Source organism: Micromonospora sp. NPDC023869, from assembly GCF_055559695.1.
Map to the genome: position 1 here is coordinate 178451 of NZ_JBVHKD010000001.1, position 21534 is coordinate 199984.

Consider the following 21534-nt stretch of genomic DNA (forward strand, 5'->3'; position numbering starts at 1 on the left):
TCGGGGATGTCAGAAAGTAGCGCCAGGCTACCCGCAATGCCGGTGCAACGCTGCAAGTAACCGGCTGGCGAGATCCGCCCGGCACACCAGCAGGTCAGGCAGACGCGGGTCGGCCTCGTTGTATTTCAGCGCAGAACCGTCGATCCGGGAAGCATGCAGTCCGGTGGCCGTCGCCACAGCCACCGGCGCAGCCGAGTCCCACTCGTACTGGCCCCCGGCGTGGATATAGGCGTCCACCTCGCCGGTGACCACCGCGGCGATCTTCGCGCCGGCCGATCCCATCGGCACCAACTCCGCCCCGACCTCCTCGGCGAGGTCGGTCAGGAACACCGGCGGCCGACTCCGGCTGGCCGCCAGACGCAGCCGCCGGTGCGCACCCCCGGCCCCCTCCGCCGGGTACGCCGGCGGCGCGTCCGTGGCCAACACCTGCTGCTGTGCCGGCAATCCGACAGCACCCGCCACCAGACCGTGCGACGTCGACGCGTCCCGCGCCCAGAGCGCCACGTGCACCGCCCAGTCCGCGCGCCCCTCCTCGCTGAACTCGCGGGTACCGTCCAGCGGGTCGATGATCCACACCCGCTCGGCGGTCAGCCGGGAGAGCGACGCCTCGTTCACCTCGGTCGTCCACGCCAGCCGGGAACCCTCGTCCTCCTCGGAGAGCACCGCGTCACCCGGACGCCACTTCGCCAGCTCGGTCCGGATCAGGTCGTGCGAGACCTTGTCCCCCGCCGCCTTCAAGGCACCGGCGTCGGCGAACCCCGTCTCCGCCCGCAGTCGCAGCAACGCCTGACCGGCGCGGCCCGCCAACCACCGGGCGAACGCCCCGTCGGCCATGGGTGGACTGCTCATACTCTGGGCTCCCGTCGTCACAGCCGCACCTCACGCACCGTGGTAGAGGTTCTGCGTCGGTTCGACGCCTCGGATGACCACGGATTCCACCACGTCCGCCGCCCGATCCACCAGGAAGTCCAACTCCTTGCGCTCCGCCGCGCCGAAATCCGACAGCACGTAGTCCGCCGGATCCTGCCGCCCCGGCGGCCGCCCGATGCCGAACCGCACCCGCACGTAGTCCTTCGTGCCCAGCGACTTCGACATCGAGCGCAGACCGTTGTGCCCGCCCTCGCCGCCACCGCACTTCACCCGCACCTGGCCGTACGCGATGTCCAGCTCGTCGTGCACCGCGATCACCTGCCCCGGCGGCACCTTGTGGAACTGGGCCAGACCGGCCACCGGCCCACCCGAAAGGTTCATGTACGTAAACGGCTTGACCAGCACCAACTTCGGGCCACCCAACCCGAGCCGCCCCTCGGCGACCTCCGCCACCGCCCGCTTGTGCCGACCGAACCGGTCGCCCAGCCGACCCGCCAACAGGTCCGCGACCAGGAAACCGACGTTGTGCCGGTTACCCGCGTACTCCCGGCCCGGATTGCCCAGACCGACCACCAGCCAGGGCCCGGTCTCCTCCGTCACCGCCCGCCCCTTCCCTCGTCCCGGCGGACCGCCACCCGGCGGCCGTCCCCGATACGTCGACAGGCGCCCCCGAAGCACGGGGACGCCTGTCGCACAGCCTGCGGACCGATCAGGCCTCGGTCTTGGCCTCGGCGTTCTCCTCGCCGGCCGACTCGCCCGCCTCGGCGGTCTCCTCGCCGACCTCGGCCTCGGCCTCGGCGTCCGCCGTCTCGACCTCGGGCAGCGTCGCCTCGAGCTGCTCGGCGGTCGGCGCCGCGGTGACCGTGGCGACCGCCATCTCCGGGTCGGCAGCCAGCTCGACGCCCGCCGGAAGCTGCACGTCGGCGGCGGTGACCTGGGAACCCGCCTCGGCGCCCTCGATCGACGCCTCCAGGTGATCCGGCACCTTGGTGGCGTCGGCGGTCACCGAGAGGGTGTCGTGGTCGTGCACGATCAGCGTGTCTCGCGCCGCCTCACCGGTCAGCTGCACCGGCACGTCCACGGTGACCTTCTCGCCCCGACGCACCAGCAGCAGGTCGACGTGCTCGAAGGTGTCCTTGATCGGGTCCCGCTGGATCGCCTTCGGCAGCGCCAGCGCCTGCGTGCCGTCGCTGATGTCCAGCGCCAGGAGCTGGTTGGCGCCACCGTTACGGATGGCAGCCGCGAACTCGCGGGCCGGGAGCGCGATGTGCTTGGGCTTCTCGCCATGGCCGTACAGCACGGCGGGCACCTTGCCGGCCCGGCGGGTACGACGGGCACCACCCTTGCCGAACTCGGTACGGGGCTCGGCGCTGATCTTTACCTCGGACACGGGGAAACTCCTGATGCTTCGCTACGGCAGCTTGTCGTCTGGCGGTGCTGGGCGGGGGGCTCGCAGGGGCTCATGCGTCAGAACGACTGCCCGGAGCACCGCGTCGATCACGGTGCCTCCGTGCGGCGCTTTTCAGCGGCCCGCAGGGCACCCTCGCCGTGGCAACCGCACCAGTCTACCCGAGCGGATTCCCGGAGTTACGGCAGTCCCCGCCGCACCCCGCCGGACCGCTCGTCAGCGCTGCGAGCAGCGCTCACCACACCCTCGGACGGGCCGGCCCGAAAACGACCGACCCGCCCGCACCGACGTCAGCTCAGACCACCGAACAGGGTGGTCACCGACCCGTCGTCGAACACCTCACGGATCGCCCGGGCCAACAGCGGCGCGATGGAGAGCACGGTGAGCTTGTCGAGCTGCTTCTCCGGCGGCAACGGCAGCGTGTTGGTCACCACGACCTCGCTGATCGGGCTGTTCTTCAACCGCTCGGTCGCGGGGTCGGAGAGCAGCGCGTGGGTGGACGCCACGATCACGTCCGCCGCGCCGGACTCCTTGAGGATGTCCGCCGCCTTGCAGATCGTTCCGCCCGTGTCGATCATGTCGTCGACGATCAGGCAGACCCGACCCTCGACCTCACCGACCACCCGGTTCGCCACCACCTGGTTCGGCTTCATCGGGTCCCGCGTCTTGTGAATGAACGCCAGCGGGCAGCCGCCCAACCGGTCGGTCCACCGCTCGGCCACCCGCACCCGGCCCGAGTCCGGCGCGACCACGGTCATCGGCCGGCCCGCGTACTTGCGCTCCACGTACTCGGCCAGGATGTCCATCGCGAACAGGTGGTCCACCGGGCCGTCGAAGAAGCCCTGGATCTGCGCCGTGTGCAGGTCCACGGTGAGGATCCGGTTCGCCCCCGCCGTCTTCAACAGGTCGGCGATCAGCCGCGCCGAGATCGGCTCCCGCCCCCGGTGCTTCTTGTCCTGCCGCGCGTACGGATAGAACGGCAGCACGACAGTGATCCGCTTCGCCGACCCGCGCTTCAACGCGTCGACCATGATCAGGGTCTCCATGACCCACGTGTTCACCCCGTGCGTGACGGACTGCACCACGAAGGCGTCCGACCCACGCACCGAGTCCTTGAACCGTACGAAGATCTCGCCGTTGGCGAACTCGTACGCGTCGGCCGGCGTCGGCGCGACGCCGAGCACCTCACCGATCTCCCTGGCCAGCTCCGGAAACCCACGTCCGGAAAAGAGCATCAGGCTCTTGCGGTTTTCGGCGACGATGCTGCCCATGGGCCCGTCTGCTCCCGTTTTGGTCGGTGGTACCCGGCCACGGTGGTGGTCGACCGGGGACTATTCGGTTGCAGTATCTCCCGCCTCCGGCGCACCGCCCACCGACTCGGCTGCGCCGTGGATTGCCTCACCTTCACTTGCGGGCGAGGTCGCACCCGGAGCACCCTGCAAGGCCCGCTCGGCAGCCGCCGCCGACGCCGTACCCGGCCGTCGACGGGTCACCCAGTCCTCCACGTTGCGCTGTGGCGCCCGCGTCACACCCAACGCACCGGGCGGTACGTCCTTGCTGATCGCGCTGCCCGCCGCCACGTACGCACCGGCGCCCACCTCGACCGGGGCGATCAGGCTGGTGTCGCAGCCCACGAAGGCCGCCTCGCCGACCACCGTGCGGTGCTTGTTCACCCCGTCGTAGTTGACGAAGATCGTCGCCGCGCCGATGTTGGCCCGCGCCCCGATCGTCGCGTCACCCACGTACGACAGGTGCGGCACCTTGGCGCCCGCCCCCACCTCGGAGTTCTTCACCTCGACGAACGTGCCCACCTTCGACTTCTCGGCCAACCGAGCAGCCGGCCGCAGGTACGCGTACGGCCCCACGCTCGCGCCCGCGCCCACCTCGGCACCGACCGCGTGGCTGCGCAGCACCGTCGCACCCGGCCCGACCACGGTGTCGATCAGCGTCACGTCCGGCCCGACCACCGCCCCCGCGCCCACCACCGAGCCGCCGCGCAACTGGGTGTTCTGGTCCACCACCGCGTCCCGGTCCAGGGCCACCGTCACGTCGATCCACGTCGTCTCCGGGTCCAGCAGACTCACCCCGGTACGCATCCAACGCTCGTTGACCCGGTCCCGCAGCAGCCGCCGCAGCGCCGCCAGCTCCACCCGGTCGTTGCAGCCGAGCGTCTCGGCGTGGTCGTCGGCCAGGTGCACGCCCACCGGCTCGCCGGCCGACACCAGCAGCTTGAAGACGTCGGTGAGGTACTCCTCGCCCTGGTCGTTGTCGGTGGAGAGCTTGCCGAGCACGTCCCGCAGCCGTACCGCGTCGAAGGCGTAGATGCCGGCGTTGATCTCCCGGACGGCGAGCTGCGTCGGGGTGGCGTCGCGCTGCTCGACGATCTGCTCCAACCGGCCGTCGGCGTCACGCACGATCCGCCCGAGACCGGTGGGGTCCGGCACCTCGGCGGCCAGCACGGTCGCCGCCGCACGCTCGCTCTCGTGCGCCGCGACCAGCCCGGCCACCGTCTCCGGCCGCAGCAGCGGCACGTCGCCGTTGAGCACCACCACGGTGCCGGATGCCTCCGGTGCGGCCTCCAGCGCGATCCGGACCGCGTGCCCGGTGCCGAGCTGCTCGGCCTGCAACACCGGTACGGCGTCCGGCGCGGCCTCGGCCAGATGCGCCCGGACCTGGTCCGCGCCGTGCCCGACCACCACCATCGTCCGCTCCGCCGCCAGCGGCTGCGCCGCGTTGAGTACGTGCCCGAGCAGCGTCCGGCCGAGCAACGGGTGCAACACCTTGGGCAACGCGGACTTCATCCGCTTGCCCTCCCCGGCGGCAAGGACGACGACGGTACGGGGGTGGGGCTCGGACACGAGGTGGCTCCCGTCGGAACGCGGACAGTCTCGCGGCCATGCTAACCAGACAATCCGGCCTGGTTAGCATGGCCACGAGGATCGGCGGTCCCCCGAAGTGCTGGGGTGCCTGGATTCGAACCAGGAGCTCAAGGCTCCAAAGGCCTGCGGGTTGCCGTTACCCCACACCCCATTGACGTGTCAAGCCGCGACACCACATCAATTCATGCTTGTGCGGTCTGCCGCAGACCGGAACAGCTCGGCGATCATACCTTCAATCCGCCAATAGAGCTCGCGGCTACGCGGCACATTGATCACGAGGCAACCCCGGTAGCCCTCTCCGGTGTTGCGGCGGACGGTCACCGGGTTGTGCTTCTTCACGTTCGCTCTCAGGAACCGGGAGAGCGGCAACCTCAACTCCTCCGCCCACCACCCCGCGGCGGCGATGGCATCCGCCGACTCGTGGATGCTGACCCGATAGGTCGGAGCAGCGCGATCCACCCCGCACGTCTCGAGAAAGCGCAGGAAGAGAGCGAGCAATCCGGGGTCGCTGTTGACGAACTGCACATGGTCGTAGCGTCGCCACGGTTTCGACTTCGCCCCCTCGCACCAATAGATCGCCGCACCGAGCAGCAGCAGATCGAGCTCTTCCAGACGGCCACCGACCACTTCGGCAGCCGTCGCGTGCACCGCCGCCTGCGCCTCGTCGCGCGTCCGGCGGTGCGCCGCCCACCGCGCCTCGGAGGCGGCTCTCGACCGGACGCGACGGCGCTCCAGGCCGCTCTGCGACTGCTCGTCGAGCGCCAGATCCCGGACCCAGAGGTACGCGGTGGATCGACTCACGCCCAGTCGCTGAGCAATGTCCGGCACCGAGTGCCCGGCCGAACGAAGCGCCACCGCTTCGGTGCGCAGCGCGTCCTTGGCGTTGGGCCGCCGCGTCCGCTCCGGGGGCGGGACGCCGCGCAGCAGCTCGTACACCCGGTTGCGGCCCAGCCCCGTACGGTCCCGAATCTCGCGGACCGAGAGCTGCTCCTCGGTCCGTAGTCGGCGCACCTCAGCGGCGTCGAAATCGGTCATGGGGTGCAGGTTAGGACCGGGGTGTGACACTTCGGGCATCGGCATGCGTCACTGCCTGATGTGATCTTCCGACGCCGTAAGTTACGGTGACGTAGGCGTAGTTTGCTGTCTCACCGTCCCCTGCGAGGTGCCATGTCCAGCGCTGTTCTCGACTCCCACCCGACCGGTCCGAAGCCTCTCACCGAGGGCACCCAGTCGCGCGGCATCCTGGTCGCGCTCTGGGCGTTCGTGGTGATTCCGTTCGCGGCGCTGGTCGCCGCCGTGCCGGTTGCCTGGGGCGGCTGGCTGAGCTGGGTCGACGTGGGCATCGCGGCGTTCTGGTACGTGCTGGCCGGCCTGGGCATCACGGTCGGCTACCACCGTTACTTCACCCACGGGTCGTTCAAGGCCAAGCGGTGGCTGCGCGTCGCACTGGCGGTCTCCGGTTCGCTCGCCGTGCAGGGCGACATCATCCAGTGGGTCGCCGACCACCGGCGTCACCACGCCTTCTCGGACCTGGAGGGGGACCCGCACTCGCCGTGGCGTTTCGGGACGACGCTGCGCGGACTGACCAAGGGGCTGTTCCACGCGCACGTCGGCTGGCTGTTCGGCCGTGAGCTGTCCAACCGGGAGCGCTTCGCGCCCGACCTGCTCGCCGACCGGGACATCCGCCGGACGAGCGCGCTCTTCCCCCTGCTTGCGGCCGCCTCGGTGTTGGGTCCGGCGCTGATGGGCGGGCTGCTGACCTGGAGTTGGCAGGGCGCGCTGACCGCGCTGTTCTGGGCGGGCCTGGTCCGCATCTCCCTGTTGCACCACGTCACCTGGTCGATCAACTCGGTGTGCCACGTCTACGGCGAGCGGCCGTTCATGATGCGGCAGGGTGACCGGGCCGCCAACTTCTGGCCGCTGGCGCTGGTGTCGTTCGGGGAGAGCTGGCACAACCTGCACCACGCCGATCCGACGAGCGCCCGGCACGGGGTGCTGCGTGGCCAGATCGACATCTCGGCCCGGGTGATCTGGCTGTTCGAGAAGGTGGGGGCCGCGTGGGACGTCCGTTGGCCGAAGCCGGAGCGGCTCGCGGCAAAGATGGCAAAGCCGGCGGAGCCCGGGGCGGCCTGACGGTGACCGGACCACCGACAGTCAAGTTACCTGGCAGTATGTTCGGGTGACCGGGCAGAGCGCGAGCAGGATCCCACGACAGGGCGTCACCGAGCGCCGGCGAGGTGACGAGGTGGCCGAGGTCTCCAGCGACGAGAGCGGCAAGCGCCGTCGGCGCGCGGTGCCGGCCACGTCGACGAAGGCACCTTCCCGGGTACGCATGTCGGCGGCGCAGCGCCGTGAGCAGTTGATCGTGATCGGTCGGCAGATCTTCGCCGAGCGCGGTTTCGACGCCACCTCCATCGAGGAGGTGGCGTCCCGCGCCAAGGTCTCCAAGCCGGTGGTGTACGAGCATTTCGGCGGCAAGGAGGGGCTGTACGCGGTGGTGGTGGACCGGGAGGTCCGCTCGCTGCTGGACCGGATCACCACCGCGTTGACGGCGGGCGATCCTCGGGAACTGCTGGAGCAGGCGGCGTTGGCCCTGCTCGGGTACATCGAGGAGGAGACCAGCGGTTTCCGGGTGCTGGTGCGGGAGTCGCCGGTGCTCTCCGCGACGGGCAACTTCAGCAGCGTGATGAACGACGTCGCGCACCAGGTGGAGCACATCCTGGGCGCGGAGTTCTCCAGCCGGGGGTACGACGCGAAGCTGGCCGAGCTGTACGCGCAGGCGCTGGTCGGGATGGTGGCGTTGACCGGTAGGTGGTGGCTGGAGGTGCGCAAGCCGCGTAAGGAGACGGTGGCGGCGCACCTGGTGAACCTGTCCTGGAACGGGTTGTCGCACCTGGAGGCGAAGCCGGGGCTGATCACGACGCGCGTCCGCTGAGATCCGCCCGTAGGCGGTGCCGGTCAGTGGCGGTGCCGGTCAGCGTCGGCGGTGGATCTCGGCGACCGGGTGGTAGCGAAGGTTGCGTTCGGCCTCGGCGTGCTCGGGCGGGCCGACCTTGTCGTACAGGCCGGTGCCGAGCAGGATCAGGCCGAAGAGCATCGAGACGACCACGGTCGACATCGAGAAGTTCAGGAAGTTGGCCTCGGTCTGGAGCACCGACATCATCAGGATGCTGGTGACCAGGAAGACGATTCCCGCGGTCAGGTTCATGTAGTGGCCGAGGTTGCCGCGCCGGGACGCGCCGACGATGAGCACGATCCCGAAGACGACGGAGACCAGGGAGAAGGCCAGGTTGGTGCGGAGCCCGAGGGCCCAGTTGCCACCTCGGGCGAACAGTGGCTCACCCCAGGTGAGCGCGGTGCCCCAGACGCCGAAGACCAGGATGTAGAGCCCGATCAGGCCGGACAGCACCCGGTAGATCGGCCGCGCCGGGTGGTTGATCGGAAAGTGCGGCATCGGTCCTCCACCAGCAGGGAACAATCAGGACAATTGTCCCCCACGCAGAAGGCGCCATAGGGCGGAACACCAATCAAACCGACCGAGCCTGGACGGAGCGCGACCACGACAGGTTCTCGCCGGAGCCCGACCCGCGCAGGGATCAAGCCTGACCGCCCGGAGCGGGTCGGGCTCCGGCGAGAACCCCCACCGCAACCCCGGCGAAAACCCACAGCCGAAGGAGCAAAAAGGATCAGAGCACCAGTCGAGCCTTCTGCCACGCCTCGTGCTCGTCGTCGCTGCCGACCTTGCCGTACATGCCGGCCATCAGCAGCACCAGGCTGAGCACCATCAGCACGACGATGCTGGAAACGCTCATGTTGAAGACGTTGGCCTCGGTACGGATGAAGGCGAGCCCGCCGAGACTGACCACCATGATCACGTACGCGGTCCACTGGTTGATCAGCACGTCGAGGTTGCGACCGATCACCGTGCCGAACAGGATGAGGCCGCCGACCACCAGGCAGAAGATCGAGAAGCCGAGGTTGGTGCCCTGCCCCAGGACCCGGGTGTCGCTCAGCCCGAAGGCCGGCTCACCGGTGCTGCCGACGAGTCCGAGCACACCGAAGACCACCAGGTACAGACCGGTCAGCCCGCCGATCGCCCGGTAGATCGGCCGCGCGGGGTGGTTGACGGGAGTGTGCGCCATGTCTGTGTCTCCAACGCCGTTGGGTGAGGGGTCGTCGGCGATTCTCCCGTACCCGGCCGTGTGACGCCGCACACGGGGTCCCCCGAGGGTCGCAGGTCGGGGCGGGCGGGCCGACGGTCAGCCGGCGGGGATCTCGTCGGCCAGGGCGAGCCAGGCCTCCTCGACCTGCTCCCGCTCCGTGCGTACCTGACTCAACTGGGCGTCCAGCTCGGCGACCTTCGTGTAGTCGGTGGCGTTGGCGGCGAGCTGGTCGAGCAGCGTCGCCTCCTTCTGTTCCAGCTTGCCGACCTGTCGTTCGAGGCGGGTCAGCTCCTTGCGCGCCTGCCGGGCCTCGGCGGCGCTCATCCCCCCGCCACCGTCGGTGGGCGCGGCGGCAGAGGGCGTGACGCTGCGTCCCGGGCCGGGCCGGTCGGCGGTACGCGCCAGGTACTCCTCGACGCCGCCGGGCAGGTGCACCAGCCGGCCGTCGCCGAACATGCCGTACGTGGAGTCGGCGACCCGCTCGATGAGGTAGCGGTCGTGGCTGGCCACCACGATGGTGCCGGGCCAGGAGTCGAGCAGGTCCTCCAGCGCGGCGAGGGTGTCGGTGTCGAGGTCGTTGGTGGGCTCGTCGAACAGCAGCACGTTCGGTTCGGCGGCGAGCAGGCGGAGCATCTGGAGCCGCCGCCGTTCCCCGCCGGAGAGGTCACCGACCGGTGTCCAGAGCCGCCGGTCGTCGAAGCCGAACACCTCGGCGAGCTGCGCGGCGGAGATCTCCCGGTCGCCGAGGCGTACCCGTCGGGCGACCTCTTCGACGGCTTCCAGGACCCGGAGTTCGCTGGGGAGTTCGGCGAGTTCCTGGGAGAGGAAGGCGGGTCGTACCGTGGAGCCGGTGACCAGCCGCCCGCCGTCGGGGTGGGTGATGCCGGCGAGCATCCGCAGCAGGGTGGTCTTGCCGGCGCCGTTGGCGCCGAGGATCGCGACCCGGTCGCCGGGGCCGACCTGCCAGGTGGCGTCCGTCAGGATGGTCTTGGGACCGGCGTGCAGGCGGACGCCCTCCAGGTCGTACACCTGCTTGCCGAGCCGGGCGGTCGCCAGCCGTTGCAGCGACATGGTGTCGCGCGCCGGCGGCACGTCGGCGATGAGCGCGTTGGCGGCGTCAATGCGGAACTTCGGCTTGGAGGTCCGAGCGGGCGGACCCCGGCGCAGCCAGGCGATCTCCTTGCGGAGCAGGTTCTGCCGCCGGGCCTCGGTGGCGGCGGCGATGCGTTCGCGTTCGGCCCGGGCGAGGATCCAGGCGGCGTAGCCGCCCTCGTAGGCCCGGACGGCCTGGTCGGCGACCTCCCAGGTCTGGGTGCAGACCGCGTCGAGGAACCAGCGGTCGTGGGTGACCACGACCAGGGCGCCCTTGCGGCCGAGCAGGTGGTGGGCCAGCCAGTCGACGCCGCCGACGTCGAGGTGGTTGGTGGGCTCGTCGAGGATCAGCAGGTCGGCGTCGCGGACCAGCAGCGCGGCCAGCGCCACCCGACGGCGCTCGCCGCCGGACATCGGCCCGACCGGGGCGTCGAGGCCCAGGTGTGGCATGCCGAGCCCGTCGAGGATGGCGCGTACGCCCGCGTCGCCGGCCCACTCGTGTTCGGCGCCCATGCTCTCGGCGAGCCACTCGGTGCCCAGGACGACGTCCCGGACGGTGGCCTCGGGGCTGAGGGTGAGGTTCTGCGGCAACCAGGCGACCCGCAGGTCACGGCGGTGGGTGACCCGCCCGTCGTCGGGTTCCTCGGTCCGGGTGAGCAGCCGCAGCAGCGTCGACTTGCCGGCGCCGTTGAGCCCGACCACACCGATCCGGTCGGCGTCGTCCAGACCGAGCGAGACGTCGGTGAGCAGCGGCCCGGCGGCGCCGTAGCCCTTGGACACCCGGTCGAGGTTGACGATGTTGGCCACGAACCCACCTTTCATGATCAAGGCGTCCCGGTGCCGGCGGGCACCTGGGGACGCCTGGCCTTCCAGGGTACGCGGAACACCGTCACCCCTCGGCGCCCGCCCGACCACGCCCGAGACGCGCGCCGACATCCACCGGGCAGCGGAGCGCGCACGGCCGGGTGACGCTCGGTGTGGTCGGACTTCGGTGGCGCGAATAGGCCCCGGCGGTACGGATAGACCTCGACGTGCGGGTGCCCACGGCGGCCCGGCACGGTCTCTCTGGTCGGCTGCCTGTCGAGCTGATCCGTCCGTGCTCTCGCCGCGGCTGGGTTCGGCGTCGACTTCCGCTGGTGCCGCACCCGGACCGCACGGTCTCGCCAGTCGCTTCAGCGCGACCATGCCGGCGGGGACAGCGGCGCGGCGGGACGTGGCGCAGGTCGACGCTCTCCCGAGCATGATTCATCCTCGCCGTCAGCTCGACAGGCACCGTTGTCGGTCACGACCCGGTGCCTGCGATCCGATCTCGCCGTCAGCTCGACACGGGCCGCACTAGACCACGGCCGCGCGCCTGACCGGCTCGGCGAGAGACCAGCCCTGTGCAGGGCGGGCCAGTGGTGTCAGGTGACACGGGCGCCGTGGACCGGGCCGTGGGCGATGCGGGCTTCGCGGCACACCCCTGCGGCTTCCAGTTCGGCGGCGACGCGTTCGGCGTCGGCGGACCCGGCGGTGAGGAAGACGCACGTCGGGCCGGACCCGGAGACGATGCCGGCGAGCGCGCCGGCCGCCTCGCCGGCCTTGAGGGTGTCGGCCAGGGCGGGGCGCATGGCCAGCGCGGCGTCCTGCAGGTCGTTGCCGAGGGTGGGGGCGAGTACCCGGGGGTCGCGTTGGCGCAGCGCGGCGAGCAGCGTGTCGGTGCTGCCGAGTGGTTCTCCGGCGGTGCCGGCGTCGCGGAGCCGGTCGAGCTCCCGGTATGCCTGCGGCGTGGAGAGGCCGCCGTCGGCGATGGCGACGACCCAGTGCCAGGAGGTGGGCCGGGCCAGCACCGGGCTGACCGCCTCGCCCCGGCCGGTGCCGAGTGCGGTGCCGCCGTGGATCAGGAAGGGGACGTCCGAGCCGAGGTCGGCGGCGATGCCGGCCAGTTCGTCGCGGGCCAGGCCGGTGCCCCAGAGGGCGTCGCAGGCGACCAGTGCGGCGGCGGCGTCGGCGCTGCCACCGGCCAGACCGCCGGCGAGCGGGATCTGTTTGCGCAGGTGCAGCCGGGCGTGCGGCATCACTCCGGCGTAGCCGGCGAGGGCGTGCGCGGCGCGGATGACCAGGTTGGAGTCGTCGAGGGCGAGTTCACCGGTCCCCTCCCCCTCCATGGTGAGGGTGAGGGTGTCGCCCCGCCGCGCGGTCAGCTCGTCGTAGATCGAGATCGCGTGGTAAATGGTGTTCAGCTCGTGGTAGCCGTCGCGTCGCAGCGGGCCGACCCCGAGGTGCAGGTTGATCTTCGCGGGCACCCGTACGCGGACCGGTCCGCCGGCACCACGCCGCTCCTCACCCTCCGGTCGCCATGCCTCGGTCACCGGACGGTGTCCCGTGGACGCACCCGGATGTCGAACGGCTTCTCCACGATCAGCTCCTCGGCGATGTCGGCGACGGCGTACCGGCGTCCGCGTCAGCCTACTGCGCGGCCGGCGGGTGGTTCGGGGCCGACGCGGCGACGGCGGCGAACTGCTCCACGGTGAGTGACTCGCCACGTGCGCCGGGGTCGACTCCGGCGGCGGTGAGCGCCACGGCGGCCCGGTCGGCACCGCCGGCCCAGCCGGCGAGAGCGGCGCGCAGGGTCTTGCGACGCTGAGCGAAGGCGGCGTCCACCACGGCGAAGACGGCGGCCCGGGACACGTCGGTGCGGGGTGGTTCGCGGCGGGTGAAGGCGACCAGGCCGGAGTCGACGTTGGGTACCGGCCAGAACACGTTCGGGGGCACCTTGCCGGCGGCCCGGGAACGGGCGTACCAGGCGAGCTTGACCGAGGGCACGCCGTACACCTTGGAGCCGGGTCCGGCGACGAGCCGGTCGGCGACCTCCTTCTGCACCATCACCAGGCCGTGCCGGAGGCTGGGCAGTTCGGCGAGCAGGTGCAGCACGACCGGTACGGCGACGTTGTAGGGAAGGTTCGCGACCAGCGCGGTGGGCGCGGGCTCGGCCAGGTCGGCGGCGGTGGTCCGGAGCGCGTCGGCGTGGTGCACGGTGAGTCGGACGGCGTCCGGGCCGGCGTGCCGGGCGGCGGTGTCCGGCAGCGCGCCGGCCAGCGTCGAGTCGATCTCGACGGCGTGCACGTGGGCGGCGGCGCGGAGCAGGGCCAGGGTGAGCGAGCCGAGCCCGGGGCCGACTTCCAGGGCCACGTCGTCCGGGGTCAGCCCGGCGGTGGTGACGATCCGGCGGACGGTGTTCGGGTCGTGCACGAAGTTCTGGCCGAACTTCTTGGTGGGGGCGACGCCGAGGCGGGCGGCGAGTTCCCGGATCTCCGCCGGGCCGAGCAGGTCTGCGGGCACGGTCAGGACCACGGCCCGAAGGCGCGTTCGCCGGTGGCGGAGATGGCGGCGCAGAGGTCGTCCAGGTCGGCGCCGGTGGTGTCGGCCAGCGCCCGAACGGTCAGCGGGATCAGGTACGAGGCGTTGGGGCGGCCCCGGTGCGGCATCGGGGTCAGGTACGGCGCGTCGGTCTCCACCAGGATCTGGTCGAGCGGGGTGAGCGCCGCGGCCTCCCGCAGTGCCCCGGCGCTGCCGAAGGTGACGGTGCCGGCGAAGCTGAGCAGGTAGCCCCGGCGGACGCACTCGGCGGCGAACTCGGCGTCGCCGGAGAAGCAGTGCAGCACCACGGTCTCCGGTGCGCCCTCGTCGTCGAGGATGCGCAGCACGTCGGCGTGTGCGTCGCGGTCGTGGATGACCAGCGTCTTGGCGTACCGCTTGGCGATGGCGATGTGGGCCCGGAAGCTCTCCTCCTGCGCGGCCCGGCCCTCGTCGCCGGTGCGATAGAAGTCCATGCCCGTCTCGCCGATGCCGCGGACCCGGTCCTCGGCGGCCAGCGTCTCGATCTCGCGCAGCGATGCGTCGAGGTCGCGGCACCGGGGTGCCTCGTTGGGGTGCAGCGCGACGGTGGCGACCACCGCCTTGTACGCGCCGGCCACCTCGGCGCCCCAGCGGGAGGACTCCACGTCGACGCCGACCTGCACCAGCCGGTCCACGCCGACGGCGGCGGCGACGTCGATCGCGGCGGCGACCGGATCGGCGGCGGCGCCGCCCTGCGGGACGCCGACCTCGTTCACCGTGATGTCCAGGTGGGTGTGGCTGTCCAGCACCGGTCGGGGCAGCGGCTCCGGCGCGGGTGGGAACTCGCCTGCGCGGCGGGAGGCGCGCTGGCGGCGGGACTCGGTGGGCTCGCTCATCAGTCGACAGCATCACACACCGCCCGAGTCCACCCGCCCGCCACCCGTGGTTCACCTCGGCTACGCCGGAGACCCCTACCGTCGCTCCGGTGAGTATCGGGCCGCGTTACGAATTCGGACGCGGTGCTGGTCACCGGGGCACAGTGTCACGAACGGGGCGTCTACGAGACCTGGGCACCGGGTGCCGAGGTGACCGACGACCGTGTGGTGGACCACCCGTACGTCCTCTGACGCCGGACCGGCTCGGGCATATCGGGAGGTCACGCGGGAATGCGTGGGCGACAGCGTTGTCCGAATCGTAGGAGTGGACATGCCCTTCATCACCGTCGGGACGGAGAACTCCGCGCCCATCGACCTGTACTACGAGGACCACGGCTCCGGTCAGCCGATCGTGCTGATCCACGGGTTCCCGTTCAACGGGGCGACCTGGGAGAAGCAGGTCAGTCCCCTGCTCGCGGCCGGTTACCGGGTGATCACGTACGACCGGCGTGGTTTCGGCAACTCGGCCCAGCCGGCGTTCGGGTACGACTACGACACCCTGGCCGCCGACCTCGACGTGCTGATGACCGAGCTGGACTTGCGCAACACGATCCTGGTCGGGCACTCGATGGGCACCGGCGAGGTGACCCGCTACCTGGGTGCGTACGGCTCGGACCGGGTGGACCGGGCGGTGCTGCTGGCGCCGCTGGCGCCGTACCTGCGGCAGGCTCCGGACAACCCGGAGGGTGTCGAGGGGAGCCTCTTCGAGGGGTTCAAGAAGGCCATCATCGAGGACCGGTTCGCGTACCTCACCGATTTCTGCAACGCGTTCTTCAACTACGACGAGAACCGGGGCAAACTGGTCAGCGAGGAGGCGTACCGGGCGCACTGGGAGATCGGCGCGCGGGCCTCTGCCAAGGCCACGCACGATTGCGTGGACGCCTGGGGCACCGACTTCCGGGCCGACGTGTCGCGGATCGACGTGCCGATCCTGCTCGTGCAGGGCGACAAGGACATGGTCCTGCCGTACCCGAAGACCGGTCAGCGGTTGCAGCCGCTGATCTCGGACAGCCGGCTGGTCACCCTCAAGGGTGCTCCGCACGGTATCCCGTGGACCAACGCCGACCAGGTCAACGACGCGATCATGGAGTTCATCGGGTCGCCGTCGATGGTCCGGGCCTGACCCGGCACCCGGCGCGGGCGTAGCCGGGCCGGTCGACGCGCGGCGGGTGCGATCCCGATGTCGGGGTCGCGCCCGCCGAACGTGTGGTCACCGGTCGTCGGCCGGTGGCCCGGGTCAGCTCTCCAGCCGGGCCAGTTCCTCGTCGACGATGGACGGGTCGAGCTTGCGGAAGACCGGCTTGGGCGCAGCGAGCGCCCGGCCGACCGCGAGCGGCACCGACTCCCAGCGCGCGCCCTGCGTGTAGTCCCCGGTCAGCACCGGGTAGCCGGGCCCGCCGTCGAGGTCGTCGACCTCCTCGATCACCGGCATCGGCGCGTGCACGCCGGTGCCGCCGAGCAGTTCGTGCACCTTCTGCGCGGAATGCGGCAGGAACGGGGTGAGCAGGGTGTTGGCGTCGCTGACCACCTGAAGGGCGACGTGCAGGATCGTGCCCATCCGGGGCTTGTCCGCCTCGTCCTTGAGCTTCCAGGGCGCCTGGTCGGAGAGGTACTTGTTGGCCTCGGCGACCACCTTCATGGCCTCGCCGATGGCCTGCTTCTGCCGGTGCCGGGCGATCAGGTCGCCGACCGTGGCGAAACCGGTGCGGGCCACCGCGAGCAGCGCCTCGTCGGCCTCGGTGAGACCGTCCGGGCCGACCGGCGGGATCGCGCCGAAGTTCTTCGCCGCCATCGACACCGACCGGTTGACCAGGTTGCCCCAGCCGGCGACCAGTTCGTCGTTGTTGCGGCGGAGGAACTCGGCCCAGGTGAAGTCGGTGTCGTTGTTCTCCGGGCCGGCGACGGCGATGAAGTAGCGCAGTGCGTCGGCGTCGTAGCGCTCGAGGAAGTCCCGGACGTAGATGACCACCCGGCGGGAGGAGGAGAACTTGCGTCCCTCCATGGTGAGGAACTCGCTGGAGACCACCTCGGTGGGCAGGTGGAGCCGCCCGAGCCGGCCCGGCTCGCCGTCCTTGTCGCCCTCGCCGGAGTAGCCGGCCAGCAGCGCGGGCCAGATCACCGAGTGGAAGACGATGTTGTCCTTGCCCATGAAGTAGTAGGACTCGGCGTCCCCGTCGGCACCGCCCTCGGCGTCCTTCTGGTTCCAGTACTGACGCCACGCCTCGGGGTGGCCGGAGCGGCGGGCCCACTCCACGGAGGCGGAGAGGTATCCGATCACGGCGTCGAACCAGACGTAGATCCGCTTGTCGGTGCGGTCGCGCCAGCCGTCGAGCGGGATCGGTACGCCCCATTCCAGGTCCCGGGTGATGGCCCGGGGCTGGAGGTCGTCCAGCAGGTTGCGGGAGAACCGCAGCACGTTGGGCCGCCAGCCCTCCCGGGTGTCCAACCACTGCCGCAGCACGTCGGCGAGGGCGGGCAGGTCGAGGAAGAAGTGCTCGGTCTCGACGAACTTCGGCGTCTCGCCGTTGATCTTCGACTTGGGGTCGATCAGGTCGATCGGGTCGAGCTGGTTACCGCAGTTGTCGCACTGGTCGCCGCGGGCGCTGTCGTAGCCGCAGATCGGGCAGGTGCCCTCGATGTAGCGGTCGGGCAGGGTCCGGCCGGTCGACGGGGAGATGGCGCCCATGGTGGTCTTCGGCACGATGTACCCGTTGCGGTACATCCCCTCGAACAACTCCTGCACCACCGCGTAGTGGTTCCGCGTAGTGGTGCGGGTGAACAGGTCGTAGGAGAGGCCCAGTCCGTGCAGGTCCTCGACGATCACCCGGTTGTACCGGTCGGCCAGCTCGCGGGGGGTGAGCCCCTCGGCGTCGGCCTGCACCTGGATCGGGGTGCCGTGCTCGTCGGTGCCCGAGACCATGAGCACGTCGTGGCCGGCCATCCGCATGTACCGGGCGAAGACGTCGGAGGGCACGCCGAAACCGGAGACGTGGCCGATGTGGCGCGGGCCGTTGGCGTACGGCCAGGCGACCGCCGCGAGAACGTGACTCATGCCCAGCAAGCGTAGTGACCCCCCTGGGGCGGCTGCGAACCAATAGGGCTGCCCGCTCGACAATCCGGCCATTACGGGCGAACGGCTGGTCCGATTTGTCGCCGACACGCTGTCTGAGCTGCGCGTCCCAACACCCGCGCCGGTGTCCAATGAACCGCGTGACTGGCAGCCGCGCCGCCCGCGACCACGAGGACGGCCTCCCCACCGAGACCTGGCCGGACCCGGCCGCGTCGACGCGTACCCACGCCGTGGCCCCGCACCCCCGGACGGTGGCGCCCGACGGGGTGGCCCGGGCGTCCGACGTCGTCGACGCGGCGGCAACGCCAGAGCAGGGCGTGGCGGTGGAGCAGGGTGTGGCGGTGGAGCCGACCACCGGCGCCCCGGTCGACACGCTGCCGCACCGGGTGCCGGTGCGCACGGCGCGGCATCTCGGCGCGGCACCGTACGCCGATCCGGCCGACGCCGACGAGGACACGTTCTGGGCGCCGATCGAGGAGGTCCACTGGGACGGCACGCCGGTGCGGCAGGATCCGCCCGGCGAGCGCGGGGCCTGGTGGCGTCGGCTCCGGCCGGTACGCCGCCGGGAGCGGAGCAGTCATCCGCCGGACCCGCTGCCGGGGATGGCCGCGCTGGTCGGGCTGAGCCTGGTGGCGGCGTTCTTCGCCTGGGTCAGCGCCGGGCCGCTCCTGCTCGCCGTCGGGCACGGCACCTCGGGGACCGCGGTGGTGACCGCGTGCAGCGGTGACGGGTTGACCCAGCGCTGCCGAGGGATCTTCACCGCCGTGGGCGGGCAGTTCCGCACCCACGGCGTACGGATCAGCGGGGTGCCGGAGCAGCGGACGACCAGCGGGGCGGCGCTACCCGCCCGGGTGACCGGGCCGGACGCCGCCGTCGCGTACGCCGATCACGGCGTCGGTGCCCACCTGCGCTGGCTGCTCGGCCTGCTGGGGGTGCTCGGCTGCGCGGCCGGGATCGCCCGGTGGACCGGCGCGACCCGACTGCCCGATCCACGGGGCCGCCGCTGGGCGGTCACCGCCGCCTTCGTCGGCCCGCTGGTGACCACGCTCGGCTTCCTCGTCGCCGCTTGGTAGGTGCAAGGAAGGGACCCTTCCTATACACGAGGCGTTAGTAGGGGGCCCTTCCTTACACCTGGTGCACGACGGCATAGACGTCGCGACGACGCAGTCCGAAGGCGGTCGCCACCTCGGTGATGGCGTCTCGGCGGCTCTGGCCGGTGGCTTCCCGCTCGGCGACCGCGGCGCGCAGGGCGTCGTCGTCCGGCCGGGTCGGCGGCGTGGCCGGCGCCCCGGCCACCACGAGGGTGATCTCGCCGCGCGGATCACCGTCGGCGGCCCATCGGGCGAGGTCACCGAGCGGGCGGCGGAGCACCTCCTCGTACGTCTTGGTCAGCTCGCGGCAGAGCGCGGCGGGCCGGTCCGCGCCGAACGCGTCGGCCAGATCGGTCAGCGCCGCGGTGATCCGGTGCGGGGACTCGAACAGCACCAGGGTCCGTTCCTCCGTCGCCAGCGCCCGCAGCCGGGTCCGACGGGCGCCGGGCGTACGCGGCAGGAAACCCTCGAAGCAGAACCGGTCGCAGGGCAGCCCGGACAGCGCCAGGGCGGTGGTGACGGCGCTCGGTCCGGGGGCGGCGGTGACCGGGATCCCGGCGTCCAGGGCGGCGCGGACCAGCCGGTAGCCGGGGTCGGAGACGCTCGGCATGCCGCCGTCGGTGACCAGGGCGACGAGGTACCCGGCGGTGAGCACGTCGACCAGGTCGGGGGTACGGCGCTCCTCGTTGCCCTCGAAGTAGGAGACGATCCGGCCCGGGATGCTCACGTCCAGGTCGCGGGCCAGTCGGCTGAGCCGCCGGGTGTCCTCGGCGGCGACCACGTCGGCGGTGCCGAGCACGTCTCGCAGTCGGCTGGAGGCGTCGGCGGGGTTGCCGAGCGGCGCGCCGAGGAGGACCAGGCGGCCAGTTTCGGACATTTCACCCACGAGTAGGCACTCCTTCATCGACGGTCGTACCGGATTCGGAGACGATGTACGCCAGCGGCCCCCTCCGCAGCCTACGATCGCCGGGTGACGAGTGCGTCGACAGCACAGAGCGCGAACACGGACCAGCCGGGGCCGGAGCAGCCGGCCACCTCGACCGGTGACCCGGGCGGCGGTGGCATACCGGCGACGATCCGCCGTCGGCTGGCCACCGTCGAGGCCCGCGTGGACCGGAGATCGTGGCTGGCCACCGCCGTGGTGGTGGCGATCGCGGCGGTGTTGCGCTTCGCCAACCTCAGCCATCCGCCCGGCAAGATCTTCGACGAGGTCTACTACGCCCGGGACGCCTGGGGGTTGATCGACAAGGGCGTCGAGTGGAACTACAAGGACGGTGGACCGTCGTACGTGGTCCATCCGCCGCTGGGCAAGTGGTTGATCGGTCTCGGTGAGTGGGCCTTCGGTTACGCCGACGCCGAACACGGCATCTCGGTGCCCGGCGCGCTGACGACCACCTCGCCGGAGTTCGGCTGGCGCTTCTCGGCGGCGCTGTTCGGCACGCTCTCGGTGCTGCTGCTGATCCGCATCGGCCGCCGGATGTTCCACTCCACCGTGCTCGGTTGCGCCGCCGGTCTGCTGCTCGCGCTCGACGGCTTCCACCTGGTGCTGTCCCGCACCGCCCTGCTCGACCTCTTCCTGCTCTTCTTCGTGCTGGCCGCCTTCGGTGCGCTGGTGCTGGACCGGGACGCGCAGCGTCGGCGCTGGGCCCGGGCGCTGGAGGCGGGGCTGGACCCGACCGCCCGGGGCCGCGCCGGCCGCCCGCCCGGCGGCTGGCGGAACTGGCCCTGGTGGCGGCTCGCCGCCGGGGTGCTGCTCGGCTGCGCCTTCGCGGTCAAGTGGAGCGCGCTGTTCTTCGTACCCGCGTTCGCACTGCTGATGTTCCTCTGGGACGTCGGCGTCCGCCGCTCCGCAGGCGTGCCCCGGCCGTGGCGGGCCACCATGCTCGACGGTGTGCCGTGGATGGCCCTCGCCGGCCTCCTGCTGGCGGTCACCTACGTGGCGTCCTGGTCGGGCTGGCTACGCAGCCAGGAGGGCTACTACCGGGTCGCCGAGCGCTACCCCGACGCCGGGCTCAGCGACACGCCGGTGATCGGGGCGCTGTGGAACCTGGTGCAGTACCACCAGGCCGCGCTCGGCTTCCACGGTCAGCTCGACGACCCGCACAAATACCAGTCGTGGCCCTGGCAGTGGCTGCTGCTGGGCCGACCGGTCGCCTTCCACTGGACCAGCGACAGTCCCTGCGGCGCGGCGAGCTGCGCCGAGGAGATCCTCCTGCTCGGCACCCCGCTGCTCTGGTGGTCGTTCCTGCCCGCGCTGGTGGCGCTGGTCTGGCTCGGCCTGGCCCGCCGGGACTGGCGGGCCGGCGCGATCCTGCTCAGCGTGGCCGCCGGCCTGCTGCCGTGGTTCTGGTTCGCCCTGGACGGGCGGACGATGTTCTCCTTCTACACCGCGCCCGCGCTGCCGTTCCTCGTGCTGGCGGTGGTCTACGTGCTCGGCGCGATCGCCTCGCCGGCCGGGCCGAGCGGCACCCGACCGGTCGCCGACGACGAGGCCACCCGGGACCGCCGCCTGGTGGGTGGGGTGGTCGTGGGGGCGTACATGGTGCTCGTCGTCCTCTGTTTCGCGTACTTCTATCCGATCTTCGTCGGTCAGTCGCTGCCGTACGCGGAGTGGTCGGCACGGATGTGGTTGGACGGTCGCTGGATCTGACGCCGACGGCGAAGGGCCCGTACGCCGTGGCGTGCGGGCCCTTTCACGTCTGTCCCGA

Annotated in this window: 19 protein-coding genes and 1 tRNA gene; 5 read left to right on the forward strand and 15 right to left on the reverse strand. The window is 71.4% G+C overall.

The window, feature by feature from the left end:
- Positions 1-27 precede the first annotated feature (27 nt).
- The 7 genes from ACZ31C_RS00795 to ACZ31C_RS00825 all read right to left on the reverse strand — a co-directional run bounded on the left by ACZ31C_RS00795 (position 28) and on the right by ACZ31C_RS00825 (position 6192).
- Positions 28-849, reverse strand: a complete 822-nt coding sequence (locus ACZ31C_RS00795) for an inositol monophosphatase family protein (RefSeq protein WP_465793637.1) — start codon at positions 847-849, stop codon at positions 28-30.
- Positions 850-879: 30 nt separating this feature from the next.
- On the reverse strand, positions 880-1470 hold the full coding sequence (pth, locus tag ACZ31C_RS00800) for an aminoacyl-tRNA hydrolase (protein WP_465793638.1): 591 nt from the start codon (positions 1468-1470) through the stop codon (positions 880-882).
- A gap of 109 nt (positions 1471-1579) precedes the next feature.
- Positions 1580-2260 (reverse strand): 50S ribosomal protein L25/general stress protein Ctc, encoded by a 681-nt coding sequence (locus ACZ31C_RS00805; RefSeq protein ID WP_465793639.1) that lies wholly within the window; start codon positions 2258-2260, stop codon positions 1580-1582.
- Positions 2261-2568: 308 nt separating this feature from the next.
- A complete protein-coding gene (locus tag ACZ31C_RS00810; protein WP_131051673.1) occupies positions 2569-3549 on the reverse strand; it encodes a ribose-phosphate diphosphokinase in 981 nt (326 codons plus the stop codon).
- 60 nt (positions 3550-3609) lie between these two features.
- Entirely contained in the window at positions 3610-5136 is a 1527-nt protein-coding gene (gene glmU / locus ACZ31C_RS00815) for a bifunctional UDP-N-acetylglucosamine diphosphorylase/glucosamine-1-phosphate N-acetyltransferase GlmU (protein ID WP_465793640.1), read from the reverse strand.
- A 100-nt stretch (positions 5137-5236) separates the two neighbouring features.
- Positions 5237-5308: transfer RNA gene (locus tag ACZ31C_RS00820), tRNA-Gln, on the reverse strand.
- Positions 5309-5334: 26 nt separating this feature from the next.
- Positions 5335-6192 (reverse strand): helix-turn-helix domain-containing protein, encoded by an 858-nt coding sequence (locus tag ACZ31C_RS00825; protein ID WP_465793641.1) that lies wholly within the window; start codon positions 6190-6192, stop codon positions 5335-5337.
- Positions 6193-6324: 132 nt separating this feature from the next.
- On the opposite strand from ACZ31C_RS00825, the gene ACZ31C_RS00830 reads away from it, so the two are divergent.
- The gene (locus tag ACZ31C_RS00830; protein WP_449945536.1) at positions 6325-7290 is read left to right on the forward strand and encodes an acyl-CoA desaturase; all 966 of its coding nucleotides are present in this window, start codon (positions 6325-6327) and stop codon (positions 7288-7290) included.
- Positions 7291-7402: 112 nt separating this feature from the next.
- The gene (locus tag ACZ31C_RS00835) at positions 7403-8092 is read left to right on the forward strand and encodes a TetR family transcriptional regulator (RefSeq protein WP_396741478.1); all 690 of its coding nucleotides are present in this window, start codon (positions 7403-7405) and stop codon (positions 8090-8092) included.
- A 39-nt stretch (positions 8093-8131) separates the two neighbouring features.
- Here the strand turns inward: ACZ31C_RS00835 and ACZ31C_RS00840 are convergent, their stop codons facing one another.
- The 6 genes from ACZ31C_RS00840 to ACZ31C_RS00865 form a co-directional block, all read right to left on the reverse strand.
- Positions 8132-8611 (reverse strand): DUF4383 domain-containing protein, encoded by a 480-nt coding sequence (locus tag ACZ31C_RS00840; RefSeq protein ID WP_465793642.1) that lies wholly within the window; start codon positions 8609-8611, stop codon positions 8132-8134.
- Positions 8612-8843: 232 nt separating this feature from the next.
- Positions 8844-9299: a DUF4383 domain-containing protein gene (locus ACZ31C_RS00845; protein ID WP_465793643.1), complete on the reverse strand. Its 456-nt coding sequence runs from the start codon at positions 9297-9299 to the stop codon at positions 8844-8846.
- A gap of 117 nt (positions 9300-9416) precedes the next feature.
- Positions 9417-11219: an ABC-F family ATP-binding cassette domain-containing protein gene (locus tag ACZ31C_RS00850; protein WP_465793644.1), complete on the reverse strand. Its 1803-nt coding sequence runs from the start codon at positions 11217-11219 to the stop codon at positions 9417-9419.
- A gap of 596 nt (positions 11220-11815) precedes the next feature.
- Positions 11816-12763: a 4-(cytidine 5'-diphospho)-2-C-methyl-D-erythritol kinase gene (locus ACZ31C_RS00855; protein ID WP_396740789.1), complete on the reverse strand. Its 948-nt coding sequence runs from the start codon at positions 12761-12763 to the stop codon at positions 11816-11818.
- Between the two features lie 97 nt (positions 12764-12860).
- The gene (rsmA, locus tag ACZ31C_RS00860; protein ID WP_465794334.1) at positions 12861-13733 is read right to left on the reverse strand and encodes a 16S rRNA (adenine(1518)-N(6)/adenine(1519)-N(6))-dimethyltransferase RsmA; all 873 of its coding nucleotides are present in this window, start codon (positions 13731-13733) and stop codon (positions 12861-12863) included.
- 2 nt (positions 13734-13735) lie between these two features.
- Positions 13736-14626, reverse strand: coding sequence for a TatD family hydrolase (locus ACZ31C_RS00865; protein ID WP_465793645.1), 891 nt, complete (start codon positions 14624-14626; stop codon positions 13736-13738).
- 310 nt (positions 14627-14936) lie between these two features.
- On the opposite strand from ACZ31C_RS00865, the gene ACZ31C_RS00870 reads away from it, so the two are divergent.
- Positions 14937-15788 carry an alpha/beta fold hydrolase gene (locus tag ACZ31C_RS00870; protein WP_396740794.1) on the forward strand — a complete coding sequence of 284 codons (852 nt, stop codon included), beginning with the start codon at positions 14937-14939 and terminating at the stop codon, positions 15786-15788.
- A gap of 114 nt (positions 15789-15902) precedes the next feature.
- Here ACZ31C_RS00870 and metG read toward each other — a convergent pair whose 3' ends face one another.
- On the reverse strand, positions 15903-17717 hold the full coding sequence (gene metG, locus ACZ31C_RS00875) for a methionine--tRNA ligase (protein ID WP_465793646.1): 1815 nt from the start codon (positions 17715-17717) through the stop codon (positions 15903-15905).
- Positions 17718-17866: 149 nt separating this feature from the next.
- Between metG and ACZ31C_RS00880 the strand changes: the two genes are divergently transcribed.
- Positions 17867-18808, forward strand: a complete 942-nt coding sequence (locus tag ACZ31C_RS00880; RefSeq protein WP_465793647.1) for a hypothetical protein — start codon at positions 17867-17869, stop codon at positions 18806-18808.
- 52 nt (positions 18809-18860) lie between these two features.
- Here ACZ31C_RS00880 and rsmI read toward each other — a convergent pair whose 3' ends face one another.
- Positions 18861-19730 carry a 16S rRNA (cytidine(1402)-2'-O)-methyltransferase gene (gene rsmI / locus ACZ31C_RS00885; RefSeq protein WP_465793648.1) on the reverse strand — a complete coding sequence of 290 codons (870 nt, stop codon included), beginning with the start codon at positions 19728-19730 and terminating at the stop codon, positions 18861-18863.
- Between the two features lie 66 nt (positions 19731-19796).
- Between rsmI and ACZ31C_RS00890 the strand changes: the two genes are divergently transcribed.
- The gene (locus ACZ31C_RS00890) at positions 19797-21476 is read left to right on the forward strand and encodes a dolichyl-phosphate-mannose--protein mannosyltransferase (RefSeq protein ID WP_465793649.1); all 1680 of its coding nucleotides are present in this window, start codon (positions 19797-19799) and stop codon (positions 21474-21476) included.
- The last annotated feature ends 58 nt before the right edge of the window (positions 21477-21534 follow it).

Bases quoted from the DNA above. Each gene is read 5' to 3' on its own strand.
- ACZ31C_RS00795 (WP_465793637.1), bottom strand. From the start codon at position 849: ATGAGCAGTCCACCCATGGCCGACGGGGCGTTCGCCCGGTGGTTGGCG.
- ACZ31C_RS00810 (WP_131051673.1), bottom strand. From the start codon at position 3,549: ATGGGCAGCATCGTCGCCGAAAACCGCAAGAGCCTGATGCTCTTTTCC.
- ACZ31C_RS00825 (WP_465793641.1), bottom strand. From the start codon at position 6,192: ATGACCGATTTCGACGCCGCTGAGGTGCGCCGACTACGGACCGAGGAG.
- ACZ31C_RS00830 (WP_449945536.1), top strand. From the start codon at position 6,325: ATGTCCAGCGCTGTTCTCGACTCCCACCCGACCGGTCCGAAGCCTCTC.
- ACZ31C_RS00840 (WP_465793642.1), bottom strand. From the start codon at position 8,611: ATGCCGCACTTTCCGATCAACCACCCGGCGCGGCCGATCTACCGGGTG.
- ACZ31C_RS00845 (WP_465793643.1), bottom strand. From the start codon at position 9,299: ATGGCGCACACTCCCGTCAACCACCCCGCGCGGCCGATCTACCGGGCG.
- ACZ31C_RS00865 (WP_465793645.1), bottom strand. From the start codon at position 14,626: ATGAGCGAGCCCACCGAGTCCCGCCGCCAGCGCGCCTCCCGCCGCGCA.
- ACZ31C_RS00870 (WP_396740794.1), top strand. From the start codon at position 14,937: ATGCCCTTCATCACCGTCGGGACGGAGAACTCCGCGCCCATCGACCTG.
- metG (WP_465793646.1), bottom strand. From the start codon at position 17,717: ATGAGTCACGTTCTCGCGGCGGTCGCCTGGCCGTACGCCAACGGCCCG.
- ACZ31C_RS00880 (WP_465793647.1), top strand. From the start codon at position 17,867: ATGAACCGCGTGACTGGCAGCCGCGCCGCCCGCGACCACGAGGACGGC.
- rsmI (WP_465793648.1), bottom strand. From the start codon at position 19,730: ATGAAGGAGTGCCTACTCGTGGGTGAAATGTCCGAAACTGGCCGCCTG.